Below are 16,601 nucleotides of genomic sequence, written 5' to 3'. Positions count from 1 at the left end.
AAAAGGGGAATTGGTTATCTATATAAGTTCGTGAAAGTAACAATAATTTACCTTAACCACAATAAAATGCAGTATTTTAAACATAAATTAACTATTAAAAAAAGCCCAGACTCTATTGTCTGGGCTTCACTTTATGTTATTCTCTTACATACTTGCAACAGCTATGCAAATTATCATAATCTTCAGTTGTTGCTTTAACTTCCTTAGTATCATGACCTGCCTTTGCAATTGCTTTATTTAAGTCCGAAGGCGAACATTTCTCTTCGTTTAAAATAACCGAAAGTTGATGCGAACTTACATCCCAACTTGCAGTTTTTACGCCAGGAACACCATAAGCCGCTTTTTCAATTCTTTTCTTGCATTGTTCGCAATTGCCATTTACTTCTGTCGTATATTTTAAGTTCTTATTTTTCTTAGTTTGAGCTTGAGCTGAAAAACCTAAAAAAACCATCATTGCGATTAAAACTATCTTATTCATTGTATTTAATTTTATTGTTATTGAAATTGATTTTTGATATTGTTATTTAATTTTAAATCTAAGTCCCGCATAATACATCTGTCCAAAAATTGGAGCGTATGCTATCGAAGCATCAAAATTAGGTCCAAAAGGATCATTTGCTCCTAAAATTGCTTTTTGCTGTTTGTAGTTGCCAATATTTTCTCCTCCAATATATACTTCAAAAACAGACGAAAAAACACGAGTTACTTGCGCATTCATCACCGCATACGCTGGCGAAAAATCAGGAAATTGATCTTCTACTGGGTTCGATGCAGTATAAGGCAATTGTTGTTTACCTGACCAATTATAAGTAAAATCAAATCTCCATTGCTTATCATTGTTCATCGTTGTTTCATATTCTAAATTTCCTAAGAAACGATGTTTTGCTTGAAGCGGACGTTGAAATGTTCCTCTTAAATAATCAGTTTGTATATCGTAGTATTTGTAAGCTGTTCTCAAATTTAAATTATGAACCAACTCATAATTAAATTCAACCTGAAGACTATTAGCAAAAGAGCTTCCTTTCAAGTCATAAAACAAAACTTGCTGCGGACTTTGCATTACATCTACAATAGCTTGATTTTGGAAATCGGTACGATATAAATCAAAACCAGCGTCGGCATTTCTATTAAAAAGACGGAATTTCTGTGAAAAACTCACGCCATAATTCCAAGCAATCTCTGGATTCAGACCATATACTTTTCCGTTAGAATCTAAAATTGAGAATGTTCTTGAACTAGCAAAAAGTTGCTGATTTTCGGCAAAAATATTAGCAGAACGTTTTCCTCTTCCTGCAGAAAAACGAATTACTCCATTTTTCCAAGGATTATATCTCATGTGCAATCTTGGTGTAACAAAAAAACCTAATCGGTTATGGTTGTCCACTCTTCCACCCAAAATCAAACTGAAATTATCGGTATTATCATAAGTATACTCAAAGAAAGCACCAACCGAATTATCAATTCTGCTTACATCGGTTACGTTTACAAATTCCTGATATTGGTCGTAAGTAAAATTCAAACCCGTTGAAAACTTATGCATCGTATTATTGATGATCGAATTGAAAATCAAATTAGAATAAAAACTATTCTGTTTGATATCGTACTGATTTAAACCATAATAAGAATCTTGTTTGTGGCTATTAAAAGCATTTTGAAATCCGATACTTTGATAAGGCATATCTTTAAATACATATCCGATTTTTGTCGAAACATCAAATCGTTCTGTATTAATTTCAGAACCCCAATGATTGGTCGTTCCGCGATCACGATCTTTATCAAAGTCAACTTCTCCTGTTTGCTTTTTATCATTCATATATCTGAAATTGATAAAACTAACCAAACCACTTTCTGGATCGTAATATTGATAACGATTTAAAACATTGATTTGTTTTCCTAACGGATTATCCAAAAAACCATCATTATTCATATCGTTTTTTGCAACACGCGCATTTCCATGAACAAATAAACTGGTTGCCCATTTGTCTGATAATTTTTTATTGAAATGGGTATTCAATTCAAAACGAGAATCGGTTGAACCATAAGCATTCAGAAAAAACGGAATATCATTTAAGGGTTTTAAAAGCTCTGTATTAATTTGGCCAGAGATACTTTCATAACCATTTACAACACTCCCCGCTCCTTTGGTAATCTGAACACTTTCAATCCATGTTCCAGGAGTAAATGATAATCCGTATGCTTGAGAAGCACCTCGAACAGAAGGAATATTTTCTTCTGTAATCATTAAATACGGACTAGTCAATCCAAGCATCTTGATTTGCTTAGTCCCTGTTAAGGCATCAGAAAAATTGACATCGATTGACGGATTGGTTTCAAAACTTTCTGCTAGATTACAGCAGGCCGCTTTAAGCAACTCTTTACTAGTAATAACAGAAGTATTGGCTGTTAACGTATAGGATTTTTTAATTCCTTTTTGCTTTTTAGTAATTTTCACTTCTTCTAGATCTTCTTGCGAAAACACAGATACAGAAAGCAAAAACGCTACAAAAAGCATTATATTTTTTTGCATAAAAAATGATTTTAATGTTGAAAAGAATTACATTCTTGCATTTTGCGCAAAGCAAAAGCAATTAAAATGTAAATACGAAGTCTTAATCAAGACTTGCAGTGCATCTTAACATTAAAATCAGGAATAGAAAATATACTGATGGTATAATTTAAATAAGGGGGGCGCATTCGCATCGGCATAATACGAAAGAACTTCTTTCTTTTTAAAATTTGGAATTTCTAAAAAGACAAGAGGCTTGTAATCTTGTATAACTGCAGGGAAAGCAAATTGAAAAAAGAAAAATTTAATCGTCGCATCATCAGATTTCTTTTCAAAATGAACAACTTTATCTTTGCAGCAAGAATTTTTTTTCTCTTTAGAACCGCAACATTTCTTTTCAACAACAGGCTCTGCCGTAGTTTTTAAAGATACTGAAGCAATTTCTCCTCCACAATAGTGCACATCAAAAGCAAACCCAATATTGGAAACCAATAAAAGGAACGCTAAAAATAGACCTGTACACTTTTTTAAATTCATACTGCAAAGCTATTCAAAAACTGCCTATAAAAAACTAAATCAAATGTTATTTTTTAGTTTTTTGAAGCTGATAGTAAAATCCGGGAATAAACAATAGCACAAAAATTGGCTGAATTATAAATCTTCTAACATAAAAAAGAAGCCAAGCGCCATCTGGAAAAAAGTTCAGTATGATGTAAAATGAACTCAAAAGCAAAACCAAAAAGAAGATGTAGACAATCAGGCTAAACTTAAGAATATCACGATCCTTAAACAAGGCATAAATCAACCAAAGAGATAACACGGTATTTAAAAAATAGCGAAGAAAAAGCGACCAGAAAAGTCTTAAATTCTGCACTACAGGATAAGGACTTGAATTGAAATCTGCTTCAAAATATTTTAGAAAAGGATCGTAAAACAATTTTCTTTCAAATGTTCTAATAATGGCAAAACCTATAACAACTATAATTGCTGTAAAGATTTTAAGCTTATTTTCTTTTAAATTACTTAGCATACTTTGAAAATCTATTGATCCAGAAAACCCATAAAATAAAAACATATCCGTAAATCACTAAAGGAAAAAAAGTTCCATGCAGAAATCGGTAATATTGAGGAAAGTTATACGAAAGGACAATCAAAGCCGCAATTCTTAGAATATTAAACATATAAATAGATACAACTCCAAAAAATATAAATAGTAATGTTTTTTTTAAGCCTCTCGAAAAAGCTGCTACAAACGAAACAAAGAGTATCATCACACTTACAGCATTGCATCCCTCTATAATACGGGCTATAAATCTTCCATTTAATATTATCTCCAGCCACGGATTTTGCGAACTTTTCTGAATTATGATATCATAATTAAAAAGCTTTAGCAGCTGTTCTGCATTTCGTCCAGCCATTGTGGTCACAGCATCAAGCTCTTCAGCTTGGTAGCTATTTAAATAAAATTTATAAAGCAGTGTAAGGACAATATATGTCAAGAAAAAGATGCTTACAAAAACGAGAAATGGCTTAAACTGGACTAAATATTTTTTCAAGAGATTTTTTTTTCAAATTTATGTATTTTTTGAGTTTAGCTTTAAATACTTTTGCATAAATTTTTACATTATGACATTTCAAGAATTACAACCAAAAATAAGCGCAATTATCTCTGAAAATGAATCAAATAGAGATGAAAAATTATTGGCAATATGCCAACTTTTGAACGAAAACGTAGAGTATTACAACTGGGTCGGATATTATTTTGCCAATCATGACGCTAAAACTTTACATTTAGGACCTTATGTTGGCGCTGAAACAGACCATACCGTTATTCCGTTTGGAAAAGGAATTTGCGGTCAAGTAGCCGAGAGCAATGCTAATTTTGTTGTTCCAGACGTTAAAGCTCAAGACAATTATATTGCTTGCAGTTTAACTGTAAAATCAGAAATTGTTGTGCCTCTTTTTGTTAATGGAGTAAATATTGGCCAAATCGATATTGACAGCCACGTTATTGATCCTTTTACAGAAGCCGACGAAAGATTTTTAGAATTTGTAAATCAAGAAGTTGCTAAATTATTCTAGAAGAACTATTTTTAAGAGAAAAAATAGCACAGAATGAAAAGAAACTTCCTTCTCTTTTTGCTTCTAACAATTTCAGTTCATCTGTCTGGGCAAATTAATTTGGTTTCTAAAAAGATTTTTTTAGACTCCTTAAATCGTGAATGCACTCCAGAAAACTATGCCTATACAAGAGTAATTACCAATTATTCTCAGAAAAGCATGCGTTATGTTGTAACTGACTTTTATAAAAATGGAAGAAAGAGAATGACGGGCTCTACTTTGGATCGCGATGTTTTAAAAAAAGACGGAGAGTTTATTTACTATTATAAAAACGGAGCAAAAGAAACCGTTGTCAATTATTCTGAAGATCACAAAAACGGAAAAGAGATTAATTGGTACGATAACCAAAATAAAAAGTGTGAAAAGCAGAATCTTTGGGATCCGAAAACTAAAAAAGCACAAACTTTGATTCTTAATTGCTGGGATGAAAATAAAAGTCAGACCGTCGTTGATGGAAACGGAGATTATGAAGAAACCGATTTATTTGTAACACAAAAAGGAACTCTCAAAGACGGATTGAAACAAGGCGTTTGGGAAGGAAATGATGTGGCTCGAAAAATTACATTTGTAGACAATTACGATCGGGGAATTTTAATTTCGGGAGTAAGCACTGATGCCAACAATGTAAAATTCTCTTATTCTTCTTTAAGTGAAAAGCAATCTGGCAAAAAAGCTCCGAAGTTAAAGTAAAAGAACAACCGAAATCAAAGAAAAAGGGGATCGCAAATCATTAAAAACAAATTTCTTACCCCTAATTTTTAGATTCTTTTATTTTTTTTTGATTTTTCTGTTTTTTTAATCTAATTTTGCACCCGTCTTACAAAAGTTGTATGACATACATAAAAATCATTAAAACAATATTGGAATGTATTTAACTAAAGAAAAGAAAGAAGAAATCTTCGCACAACACGGTGATGCAAAAAACACTGGTAAAGCTGAAGGTCAAATCGCGTTGTTCACTTACAGAATTTCTCACTTAACTGAACACTTGAAAAAAAATCGTCACGATTACAACACTGAGCGTTCTCTTGTACTATTAGTAGGTAAAAGAAGAGCTTTGTTGGACTACTTGAAAAAGAAAGATATCAACAGATATCGTGAGATTATCAAAGTATTGAATATCAGAAAATAATCAATATAGAAAAGAGGTGCGAAAGTGCCTCTTTTTGTTTTTACATTATAGCTATTTATAATAAGCACGTTACAAGAAAAAAAGTTTGGTTTTTCATTGGGTTTTAGATAACAACAACTACACACAACAACAACTACAACACAACTAAAACCCATTGTATAATCAAAAAGGAAAAATTTATGATTCCACAAGTTTCACAAGAAATTATCGATTTAGGAGATGGAAGAAGCATCTCAATCGAGACTGGTAAATTAGCAAAACAAGCCGATGGTTCAGTTGTTGTACGTTTAGGAAACTGTATGCTTTTGGCAACTGCAGTTTCTGCAAGAACATCTAACCCAGGTGTTGACTTTTTACCATTAACGGTAGATTACCGTGAAAAATTTGCTGCTGCAGGACGTTTCCCAGGAGGATTTTTCAAAAGAGAAGCAAGACCAAGCGACAGCGAAGTATTAACAATGAGATTAGTTGACCGTGTTTTACGTCCGCTTTTCCCAGACGATTACCACGCAGAAACTCAGGTTATGATTCAATTAATGTCTCATGACGATAACGTTATGCCAGACGCATTAGCTGGTTTAGCAGCATCTGCTGCATTAGCTGTTTCTGACATTCCGTTTTACAACTTAATCTCTGAAGTACGTGTTGCACGTATTGACGGAAAATTAGTAATCAACCCAAGTAGAGAAGAATTAGAAAAATCTGATATCGATATGATGATCGGAGCTTCTATGGATTCTGTTGCAATGGTTGAAGGTGAGATGAAAGAAATCTCAGAAGCTGAAATGGTTGAAGCAATTAAATTTGCTCACGAAGCTATTAAAGTTCAAATTGTTGCTCAACAAAAATTAAGAGCAAAATTAAACTCTCAAGAATACAGAACTTACGAAGGTGAAATTGAAGACGAAGCTGTTTACGCTAAAGTAAAAGCCGCTGCTTACGATAAATGCTATGCAATTGCTCAAGAAGCTTCTGGAAAAGCTGAAAGAGGCGAAAAATTTGCTGCTGTAAAAGAAGAAGCAAAAGCTTTATTTACTGAAGAAGAATATGCTGAAAATGCTGACCTTGCTGGTTTAGTTGGAAAATATTTCTACAAAACAAACAAAGAAGCTGTTCGTAACGTAATTCTTGAAAAAGGAATTCGTCTAGACGGTAGAAAAACGACAGAGATCAGACCAATCTGGTGTGAAACTGATTATTTACCATCTGTACACGGATCTTCTTTATTTACTCGTGGAGAAACTCAAGCTTTGGCAACAGTAACTTTAGGAACTTCTAAAGAAGCTAACCAAATCGATTCTCCATCTGAACAAGGTGAAGAGAAATTCTACTTACACTATAACTTCCCTCCTTTCTCTACTGGTGAAGCAAAACCATTAAGAGGAACTTCAAGAAGAGAAGTTGGTCACGGTAACTTAGCTCAAAGAGCTTTAAAAAATATGATCCCTGCTGATTGTCCTTATACAATTCGTGTTGTTTCTGAGGTTTTAGAATCTAACGGTTCTTCTTCTATGGCAACGGTTTGTGCTGGAACAATGGCTCTTATGGATGCTGGAGTTCAAATGATAAAACCAGTTTCTGGTATTGCTATGGGATTAATTACTGACGGTGAGAAATTTGCTGTATTGTCTGATATCTTAGGAGATGAAGATCACTTAGGAGATATGGACTTTAAAGTAACTGGAACTGCTGACGGTATTACTGCTTGCCAAATGGATATCAAAATCGAAGGATTACGTTATGACATTATGGAACAAGCTTTAGCACAAGCTCGTGACGGACGTTTACACATTTTAGGAAAATTAACTGAAACTATTGCAGCGCCAAGGGCAGAAGTGAAAGCTCACGCACCAAAAATCATTACAAGAACTATTCCTGGAAACTTTATTGGAGCATTGATCGGACCTGGTGGAAAAGTAATTCAAGAATTACAAAAAGCTACTGGAACTACAATCGTAATCAACGAAGTAGACGAGCAAGGTGTAGTTGAAATCTTAGGAACTAATCCTGATGGTATCAAAGCTGTATTAGCTAAAATTGATTCATTAACTTTCAAACCACAAGTTGGTGAGGCTTACGAAGTTAAAGTAATTAAAATGCTTGATTTTGGAGCTGTAGTAGAATATACTGCTGCGCCAGGAAACGAAGTATTGCTTCACGTATCTGAATTGGCTTGGGAACGCACAGAAAATGTTGCTGATGTAGTTAAAATGGGAGATGTTTTCCAAGTGAAATACTTAGGAGTTGACCCTAAAACTAAAAAAGAAAAAGTGTCTAAAAAAGCACTTGTTCCAAGACCTCCACGTGAGGACAAAAAAGAGTAATCAGATCTTAGTTTACTAAAGGTTTATTCATAGAAAACCCCAATTCATATTTTTGAATTGGGGTTTTTAAGTTTTATAATTCAAACTTCGGGATTACCCATTTTATGCAAATGTGTAAAATGAGAAAACATCATTTGCAATAACGTTTTATGATGATAAGGCTGTTTGTATTCTTTTGTTGTTTCTTCAATTATTGAATTTATTTCACTGTAGTTGGTATGGCAGATATTAGGAAAAAGATGGTGAGCTGCATGACAGTTTGAACCACCGCTTAAAAACCTTGCCCAACTTTTGTCTGCATTCCAATCGCAGCTTGTATGAAGCTGATGGACTGCCCATGTGTGTTCAAGAAATTCTCCCTCTGGCTGCGGATAATCTGCGCCATCAAAAAAATGTGTTCCTACAAGCATTATAATAAAAACCATTGATGTAAAAGCACTGGCAGTAAAATAACTCAAGACAATAAAACTCCACGAAAAACCACAATATAATATTGGAAAAAGCAACACTAAAGAAAAATAAAATATTTTATACAATATAAATCTTAGATACAATTCAACCTTTGGAACACCTCTTTTCATCCAATCATATTCATTGGAAAACAAATAAACCCAATCACTCATAAAAACAGAATGGAGCAACGTAAACATATAAACAAATGGCGCATAATAAGCCTGGTATTTATGTTTTGGCTTCCAAGAATGTGTTGGACTTAATCTCAAAAAGGGATTTTTATCAATATCTACATCGCTTCCTTCTACATTTGCATACAAATGATGTGAACGAATATGTCTCAATCCCCAAAGCAATGGATCGATACCAACGGTAAGAAAACTAAAAAAATGCAATACCGAGTTTATTTTTTTGTTTTTGAATGCCATATTGTGAGAAGCATCATGTCCAAAACTAAATCCTATCAATAATCCTGATAATTGAAAAACCACATACAGAAGCCAAAAACTTATTTTATTTATGGATTCACAAAAGAGCAATGAATAGGAGAAATAACAAATCAATGTCCAGAATAATCCTTTAAACCAAAATCTGAAATCTCCGTAAGAAATATTTTTGCCTTGAAGTTTTTGATGAACACGATGTTTTAGAGTAGAAAAAAAGAGTTTTTCTTCTTCTGATTTATTGAAATATTTAGCTTTCATAAAGTGTCTTTTTTAAAATTACAAGACAAACCTATTGCATTTATCGCGTATCAATTTGCGCAAACCAATTAAAGAAATATTTATATTTGCGATTATCGCAAATTATGAAACATCAGGAATCTTTTTTAAAAGCAATTAGACAAAAAGCGCCTAAGTCAGTTTCTTTAATAGAAGAAATTGCAGGCATTTTAGAAATTAGTTATGACGCCTCTCATCGAAGGATTTCAGGAAAAAGCAAATTCTCTATTGATGAAACAATTAAACTGGCGGAACATTTCAACATTTCGCTAGATAATTTATTCTCAAATAAAGAAAAGGTGGTTATTGAGAAAACAATCGAGATTGAGAACTTAAAAGACATGCTTCATTATTTCAAATCATCATCTGAAAATATTGAAGCATTAATAAAAAATAAGACAGCAACACTTTTCTATTCAGCAAAAGACATTCCGCTGTTTTATTTTATGGATGGTACAATTTTATCCAAATTTAAAGCCTTTGTATGGCTGAATCTATTAAACTCAAATCAGAAAAAAGTTGCTTTTGAAAATTTTGTAATTGATGAATCATTTACAGAATACATGCAAAAATTAAAAGAAATATACGAGAATACTCCTGTAAATGAAGTATGGAATGACACCACCATAAACAGTAGCTTGCAACAAATTCTATATTTTTATGAGGCTGGACTTTTAAATCTAAAAAGTGCAAATGCTCTTTGTTTAGATTTAAAACGAATTATTAGCTTAATAAAAGAAAAATGCAGCAAACCCAATAATCAGTTTTCGATTTATTATAATGAGCTAATATTATTGAATAACAACATGCTTATAGAAACAGAAGAAAAGCTGACGATGTTTGTACCTTACACTCTTTTAGGGTATTTTATAACCGACAATAAAGAAAGCTGCAAGAATGTTCATCAATTTTTCAAACAGCAAATTACAAATTCTATACCCTTAGGACAATCTGGAATAAAGGAGCAAAATCTTTTCTTTAATCGAGCCATTCGAAAAATAGACTATTATCTAGAAAAAATAAATTCTCAGGTAGACTTATTGTTTTAAAAAAATTGAAAAACCCCAAATTCTTAACCAAATTAGGGTTTTTCAACCTTATGCATTTCTTCATTTTTTACATTTCCTACAAAAGGAATCTATTTCGTATCAAATTTAAAATTTACTATTGCAAAGTCATTTTCGAATATTTTTAATAAATATTCTAAATTTTAATAGTTCTATAACGCCTTTTAAGAGGCTGTAGCAACTTTTTATCACAATTTAACAAATTAGCGTTTTATTTGTAACCTTTTTTTTATACTTTTGAAATCTTCCGAAAACAACTAATAAAACCATTAAATCCTTTGAAAAATTACCAAAAAAAAATCGTTTTTCTCATTTTATTTGAATTATTCTTAAACATTCATCCTATCCAGAGTCAAACTAGTAATGATATCAATACTTACAATTGGTTTGATACTACTGTTGGCAGAATTAATTTGGATATTAATAATGGGATACCACACACCAATTCATTTCGAACTTTAAGCACTGACATCCATTTGTATTTAATTAATAAATACGAATCAGGAAAAGTTACGTACGAAAACCAAACTTATTATGATGTCAAACTCAAATATGACATTTATAGAGATATATTGGTTTTAAACCCTGATGGAGGGTCAGAAAATATTGGTATAAATCTAATACAGAATAAAGTTAGTTCGTTTTCTATACTTGATAAAAACTTTATCAAAAGAGAAAAAAAGAGCGAAGATATACCTGAGTTTACAACGGGTTATTACGAGGAAAGCAAAATTGCTCCAGAATTGGTCTTGTATATCAAACACCATAAAGATATGCAGAAAACAATTTACGAAAGCAGTCTTTACTTTACCTTCAAAGAGAACAACTCCTATTTTATTGATTTAAAAGGTAAAATTTATGCAATAAGAGGCAAAAGCGACCTTGTTAAATTATTTCCAGAACAGAAAAAGCAAATCAATGGGTTTTATTTATTGAACAGAGAACTAAGAAATTCCGATTTAGATCAATTCATGAAAAATTTGATGAAATATACATTTAACTCTCAGTCAATATCAAGCAAATAAAACAAATGAAAAAATTTTTACTCTCCTTACTTATCGCGTTCTCTTTTCAATTGTCTTTTGCACAAAATACGAATGAGAAATTATCTATCACTTTTAAAGACGAAACTTTAACCAATGCGCTAAAACGTATTGAAGAAGCAACTGCATATAAATTTTACTTTGATCCAACTTGGGTTAATGCTGAAAAAGGACTGATCTCTGGAACTTATACAGATGCAAAAATCGATGATGTGCTTAATAAAGTATTAAGCAAAACAGATTTGAATTATATCATTCTGAAAAACAAAGTAATCTTTACACTAAACAGTACAATTCACGATACTTTGCCTGCAAATTATTTTACTGATGCTCCTGTTGAAACAAATCAGAATAAAAATACTGATAGCGAGAATCCTGTATTTCACCAGCAATACGATTCTTTAAGCAGCTATACCGTAAATAAAAAATCTGCAATTGTTTTTATTGGTAAAGAAAACAAAGAAGCTACTAAAAAGTCTTTTACCGTTTCTGGAACAGTTAGAAACGAAGAAACAGGTAAAGCTGAACCAAATATTTATATTAAAGTTCGAAATAAAAACATAAATACTTCTACAGACCCTGACGGAAATTATACTCTACAACTTCCTAGAGGTATAAATATTATTGAAATCAAATCATTAAGCCATAAAGAAGTGGTAAGAACTTTAATGGTTTATGATGATGGTGCTTTTGATGTTAATATCAACGAAAAATCAAACCAACTTGACGAGGTTGTAATTAAAAAGAAAGGACAAAAACCTACTGAAACTACTGTTTCTGGTTTGGTTTCTATTGACATTGAAGGAATCAAGAATGTTCCTTTAATTCTTGGTGAAAGAGATATTCTTAAAGTAGCGACTACTTTTCCTGGGATTAAAACCACAGGTGAAGGTTCTGCTGGATTTAATGTTAGAGGTGGAAAAGATGATCAAAACTTAATTCTTTTGGACAATGCTGTATTATATAATCCGCAGCACTTTTTAGGATTCTTCTCTGCTATTAATCCATACACTACGAAGAAAGCCGATATTTACAAAGGAAGTATTCCTGCAGATTTTGGAGGAAGATTATCGTCTGTGTTTGATATCGCTACCAAAAATGGTAATCAGGAAAAATTTTCAGGAGAGGGAGCAATTGGTCCTATTACTTCGAATCTTACGTTAAGTGTTCCAATCGAAAAAAACAAATCTAGTATTATTGTCGGAGGACGTGCAACATATTCTGATTGGATTTTAAAAGCGCTTGATAATGAAGATTTAAAAAACAGTCAAGCAGGATTTTATGATGGAATTTTTAAATACAATAATGCAATTAACGCTAATAACAATTTAGAAGCTACAGCATATTATAGCCACGACCGTTTTAGTTTAAGCTCTGACTCTATTTACAAATACAGCAACAGATTAGCTTCTATTAAATGGGATCACACTTTTAACAAAAAAAATAAAGCTGCTTTCATTTTCACAAACAGTGAATACAAATTCAATATTGACTACGATTCAGATGATATAAATTCATTTGATTTTGGTTATAAAGTAAACGAATCGCAATTACAGGCAAAATTCACTTACCAACTTAACCCAAAACATACTTTTTCTTATGGAATTGCTAGTAAACTATACAATATCTCACCAGGATATCAGCATCCTACCAAACCAGAAGCTACTTTAGTTGCTACAGATATTGAAAAAGAAAAAGCATTAGAATCTGCAGCATATTTATCTGACAGTTATAAATTCAATGATAAATTACTTATTGATCTTGGATTAAGGTATTCTTATTACATGGCATTAGGTCCTGGTGATGTAAATACTTATGCTCCTGGTTTACCATTGAGCGCCGAAACAGTGACAGGAACAACAACTTATAAGAATAATGAAGTCATAAAAACATACGGCGGACTAGAGCCTCGTATTGCTGCACGTTATTTCCTTACAGATGATTTCTCTGTAAAAGCAGGTTATGATGTAACTCGTCAGTATATCCATTTATTATCTAGTAATGTTACTCAATCACCAACAGATACTTGGAAATTATCTGATTCTAATGTAAAACCTCAAACCGCTCAACAGGTTTCGTTAGGATTATTCAAAACATTAAAAGATGAAGAATACGAAGTAAGTTTAGAAGGATATTATAAAAAATCTAAAAACATTCTAGATTACAAAGTTGGTGCGCAATTATTGCTTAACCAAAATGTTGAAACCGAACTTTTACAAGGTGAAGGAAAAGCATATGGAGTTGAGTTATTATTAAAGAAATCGACTGGAAGATTAAACGGATGGATTGGATATACTTATTCTCGTACTTTTATCAAATTAGACAGCCAGTTTAGTTCAGAAATCGTAAATAATGGAGAATATTTCCCTGCTAACTTTGATAAACCTCATGATTTAAGTGCGATCTTAAATTATAGATTTACAAAACGTTACAGTTTATCAACTAACTTCTTATATCAAACCGGAAGACCTATAACGTATCCTATTGGTACTTTCCATTACGGAAACTCAGAATATACTTTGTATAGTGATAGAAATGCTTATAGGATTCCAGATTATATTCGTTTAGATATTGGAGTTAACATTGAAGGAAACCATAAAATTAAAAAGCTAGCACATAGTTTCTGGAATATTTCTATTTACAACGTTCTAGGAAGAAACAATCCGTATTCTATTTATTTCGTAACAGATCCAAATGGAAAAGTAAAAGGCTATAAAACATCTATTTTCTCAATCCCAGTACCAAGTATTACGTATAACTTCAAATTCTAATACGAGTAAATGAAAAATCACAATCTATATAAGATTATTATTTTACTTGTTACTGCTATTGTAATTAATGGCTGTACAGAAGCATATCCATTGGTAACCAATAGATTTGAAGATGTACTGATTGTTGAAGCCAATCTAACGAACGAGCTCAAAAACCAAGAAGTAAAACTTACCAAATCTGCAAGGTTCGAAGATGAAAATTATCTTCCAGAAAGTGGAGCAGAAGTTTTTATTACTGACGATGCTGGCAATAAATACAATTTCAGCGAAAATTCAGATAAATATGTTTCAGATATAGAGTTTCAAGCTGTTCCTAATACCAAATACCAATTACACATTAACACCAAAGATGGCAGATCTTTTGAATCAGCTCCAGAAATACTGACAACTATTACACCTATGCAAAGTGTAGTAGCAGCAGTTGAACAAAAAGATGATATTACTGGTGTTGGTATTCGTGTAAACAGCTATGATCCTACCAGTACATCAACATATTACAGATTTGAGTACGAGGAAACCTATAAGGTTATTGCACCAAAATGGCTGCCAATAAAATTGGACTACAATAATGGAGCTCCTATTTTGGTCCCAAACTCACCAGACACCAAAACCTGTTATGGTTCGAAAAAAAGTGTAGGCTTTATGTTGCTAAACACAAACAATCTAAAAGAAGATCGTGTAGATTATCGAATCCGCTTTATTAGCAATCAAGATTACATTATCACGCACAGATATAGTATTTTGGTTAAACAATATGTAGAAAGTCTAGCTGCTTACAGTTATTACAATACATTGAACAAAACAGCTGTCTCAGGAGGAACTATAACTTCTCCTTTGCAGCCTGGTCTTTTATTGGGTAATTTAAGATCAATTAATGGCAACAGTAAAATAACAGGATATTTTGATGTGTGTTCAGTATCTACAGAACGAATTTATTTTAACTGGGAGGATTTATTTCCGGGTAAATTTCCCCCACCCTATGCCGTAGACTGTACACAGTTTTGTTATGCAGAATATCCTAACAGCCCTGTTCCCTGTACACATTGCTGTTATTATATGCAAGATCTTCCTCGAGGAGTAATAACCTATTATTCAGGAGATGGTATCAATACGCTTGAAACATTTTGGGTTGACGCACCATGCGGAGACTGCACTACAATTGCATCTAACATAAAACCACCTTTTTGGGTAGATTAATAAAGAATTATCTATTTTTTTGAAGATCAAATCAACTTAAAAAGAACATCGAAAAATGAAATTTCAAATCATAAAAAATATAATCCCACTAGCTCTTCTCTCAACCCTTTTTTATGGTTGTTCAGAAGCATATCCGTTAGTGACAAACAGGTTTGAAGAAGTAATTATAGTAGAGGCCAGCCTAACCAACGAGCTAAAAAAACAGGAAATAAAATTGACCAAATCAGCAAAATTTGAAGATGAAGGCTACCTTTCTGAAAGTGGCGCAGAAGTTTTTATTACCGATGATGCTGGCAATCAATATAATTTTAGTGACGATTCAGAAAAATATGTTTCAGATATAGAATTTCAAGCTGTTCCAAATACTAAATATCAATTACACATTAACACCAAAGATGGCAGATCTTTTGAATCATCCCCAGAAATACTGACAACTATTACACCTATGCAAAGTGTAGTAGCAGCAGTTGAACAAAAAGATGATATTAATGGCGTTGGTATTCGCGTAAACAGCTTTGATCCTACAGCCACATCAACTTATTACAGATATGAATATGAGGAAACGTATAAAGTTATTGCCCCAAACTGGCTGCCTATTAAACTTGTATGGAATAATGGGCCTGTATTTGAATCAAACTCGCCAGATACTAAGACTTGCTATGGTTCTAAAAAAAGCGTAGGATTTATGCTAGTAAACACAAATACGCTAAAAGAAGACCGCGTAAATTATTTAATTCGCTTTATTAATGACCAAGACTATATTATCACACACAGATACAGCATTCTAGTTAGACAATATGTAGAAAGTCTTGCTGCTTACAACTATTATAACACATTGAATAAAACGGCAGTTTCTGGAGGAACCATTACTTCTCCAACCCAGCCAGGTCTTTTATTGGGCAATTTAAGAGCTATTAATGGTGACAGTAAAATATCAGGATATTTTGATGTGTGCTCTGTTTCTACGGAACGAATTTATTTCAATTATAAGGATTTATTTCCAGATAAATTCCCACCTCCGTATGTTATTGATTGCACACAATATTGTATTGCAGAATCTCCTTTTAATCCTCCTCCTTGCACACACTCGGCCCCCCATTATTTAGACGATTTGATTCTCGGAAAAATAAGCTATTTTTCAGGAGACGGTGCTAATACTATTACAACTTATTGGGTTGACGCTCCTTGCGGAGATTGCACAAAAATTGCCTCTAACATCAAACCTCCTTTTTGGGTAGATTAAACAAAGTCATCTAGTTTTTAAA

At 32.5% G+C, this 16,601-nt stretch carries 15 protein-coding genes; 9 read left to right on the top strand and 6 right to left on the bottom strand.

The features are described from left to right. Window positions 1–136: 136 nt before the first annotated feature. From AC1Q5Z_RS11800 to xrtF, 5 genes are all read right to left on the bottom strand, one after another. The gene (locus AC1Q5Z_RS11800) at window positions 137–478 is read right to left on the bottom strand and encodes a heavy-metal-associated domain-containing protein (RefSeq protein WP_111426071.1); all 342 of its coding nucleotides are present in this window, start codon (window positions 476–478) and stop codon (window positions 137–139) included. A 42-nt stretch (window positions 479–520) separates the two neighbouring features. Further along, window positions 521–2,527: a TonB-dependent receptor plug domain-containing protein gene (locus tag AC1Q5Z_RS11795; protein WP_492444960.1), complete on the bottom strand. Its 2,007-nt coding sequence runs from the start codon at window positions 2,525–2,527 to the stop codon at window positions 521–523. A gap of 117 nt (window positions 2,528–2,644) precedes the next feature. Next, window positions 2,645–3,043 (bottom strand): HYC_CC_PP family protein, encoded by a 399-nt coding sequence (locus tag AC1Q5Z_RS11790; RefSeq protein WP_198854669.1) that lies wholly within the window; start codon window positions 3,041–3,043, stop codon window positions 2,645–2,647. A gap of 46 nt (window positions 3,044–3,089) precedes the next feature. Beyond that, the gene (locus AC1Q5Z_RS11785; RefSeq protein ID WP_198854670.1) at window positions 3,090–3,536 is read right to left on the bottom strand and encodes an exosortase F system-associated membrane protein; all 447 of its coding nucleotides are present in this window, start codon (window positions 3,534–3,536) and stop codon (window positions 3,090–3,092) included. Further along, entirely contained in the window at window positions 3,526–4,062 is a 537-nt protein-coding gene (xrtF, locus tag AC1Q5Z_RS11780; RefSeq protein WP_198854671.1) for an exosortase family protein XrtF, read from the bottom strand. The genes AC1Q5Z_RS11785 and xrtF overlap by 11 nt, the downstream gene beginning before the upstream one ends. Window positions 4,063–4,132: 70 nt before the next feature. Between xrtF and AC1Q5Z_RS11775 the strand changes: the two genes are divergently transcribed. The 4 genes from AC1Q5Z_RS11775 (at window position 4,133) to AC1Q5Z_RS11760 (ending at window position 8,083) form a co-directional block, all read left to right on the top strand. Next, window positions 4,133–4,588 carry a GAF domain-containing protein gene (locus tag AC1Q5Z_RS11775; RefSeq protein WP_492444957.1) on the top strand — a complete coding sequence of 152 codons (456 nt, stop codon included), beginning with the start codon at window positions 4,133–4,135 and terminating at the stop codon, window positions 4,586–4,588. Between the two features lie 33 nt (window positions 4,589–4,621). After that, a complete protein-coding gene (locus AC1Q5Z_RS11770) occupies window positions 4,622–5,317 on the top strand; it encodes a toxin-antitoxin system YwqK family antitoxin (protein ID WP_198854673.1) in 696 nt (231 codons plus the stop codon). A gap of 175 nt (window positions 5,318–5,492) precedes the next feature. Next, complete coding sequence (gene rpsO / locus AC1Q5Z_RS11765; protein WP_012023524.1) at window positions 5,493–5,759, top strand: 30S ribosomal protein S15; 267 nt, start codon at window positions 5,493–5,495, stop codon at window positions 5,757–5,759. A gap of 179 nt (window positions 5,760–5,938) precedes the next feature. Continuing rightward, window positions 5,939–8,083: a polyribonucleotide nucleotidyltransferase gene (locus tag AC1Q5Z_RS11760; RefSeq protein ID WP_492444954.1), complete on the top strand. Its 2,145-nt coding sequence runs from the start codon at window positions 5,939–5,941 to the stop codon at window positions 8,081–8,083. An 80-nt stretch (window positions 8,084–8,163) separates the two neighbouring features. Here AC1Q5Z_RS11760 and AC1Q5Z_RS11755 read toward each other — a convergent pair whose 3' ends face one another. Further along, window positions 8,164–9,240 carry a fatty acid desaturase family protein gene (locus AC1Q5Z_RS11755; RefSeq protein ID WP_492444952.1) on the bottom strand — a complete coding sequence of 359 codons (1,077 nt, stop codon included), beginning with the start codon at window positions 9,238–9,240 and terminating at the stop codon, window positions 8,164–8,166. A gap of 104 nt (window positions 9,241–9,344) precedes the next feature. On the opposite strand from AC1Q5Z_RS11755, the gene AC1Q5Z_RS11750 reads away from it, so the two are divergent. The 5 genes from AC1Q5Z_RS11750 to AC1Q5Z_RS11730 all read left to right on the top strand — a co-directional run bounded on the left by AC1Q5Z_RS11750 (window position 9,345) and on the right by AC1Q5Z_RS11730 (window position 16,579). Next, window positions 9,345–10,307: a helix-turn-helix domain-containing protein gene (locus tag AC1Q5Z_RS11750; protein ID WP_198854676.1), complete on the top strand. Its 963-nt coding sequence runs from the start codon at window positions 9,345–9,347 to the stop codon at window positions 10,305–10,307. Window positions 10,308–10,603: 296 nt separating this feature from the next. Beyond that, window positions 10,604–11,350 carry a hypothetical protein gene (locus tag AC1Q5Z_RS11745; protein ID WP_198854677.1) on the top strand — a complete coding sequence of 249 codons (747 nt, stop codon included), beginning with the start codon at window positions 10,604–10,606 and terminating at the stop codon, window positions 11,348–11,350. Window positions 11,351–11,355: 5 nt separating this feature from the next. Then, complete coding sequence (locus AC1Q5Z_RS11740) at window positions 11,356–14,139, top strand: TonB-dependent receptor (protein ID WP_492444950.1); 2,784 nt, start codon at window positions 11,356–11,358, stop codon at window positions 14,137–14,139. Window positions 14,140–14,148: 9 nt separating this feature from the next. Beyond that, window positions 14,149–15,336, top strand: a complete 1,188-nt coding sequence (locus AC1Q5Z_RS11735) for a DUF4249 domain-containing protein (protein ID WP_488754882.1) — start codon at window positions 14,149–14,151, stop codon at window positions 15,334–15,336. Between the two features lie 55 nt (window positions 15,337–15,391). Next, window positions 15,392–16,579 (top strand): DUF4249 domain-containing protein, encoded by a 1,188-nt coding sequence (locus AC1Q5Z_RS11730; RefSeq protein ID WP_492444947.1) that lies wholly within the window; start codon window positions 15,392–15,394, stop codon window positions 16,577–16,579. The last annotated feature ends 22 nt before the right edge of the window (window positions 16,580–16,601 follow it).

The organism is Flavobacterium sp. GW823-FHT06G12 (genome assembly GCF_058794775.1).
The sequence above is the reverse complement of the archived record's forward strand: the minus strand, read 5'-3'. Positions and strand labels throughout refer to the sequence as shown.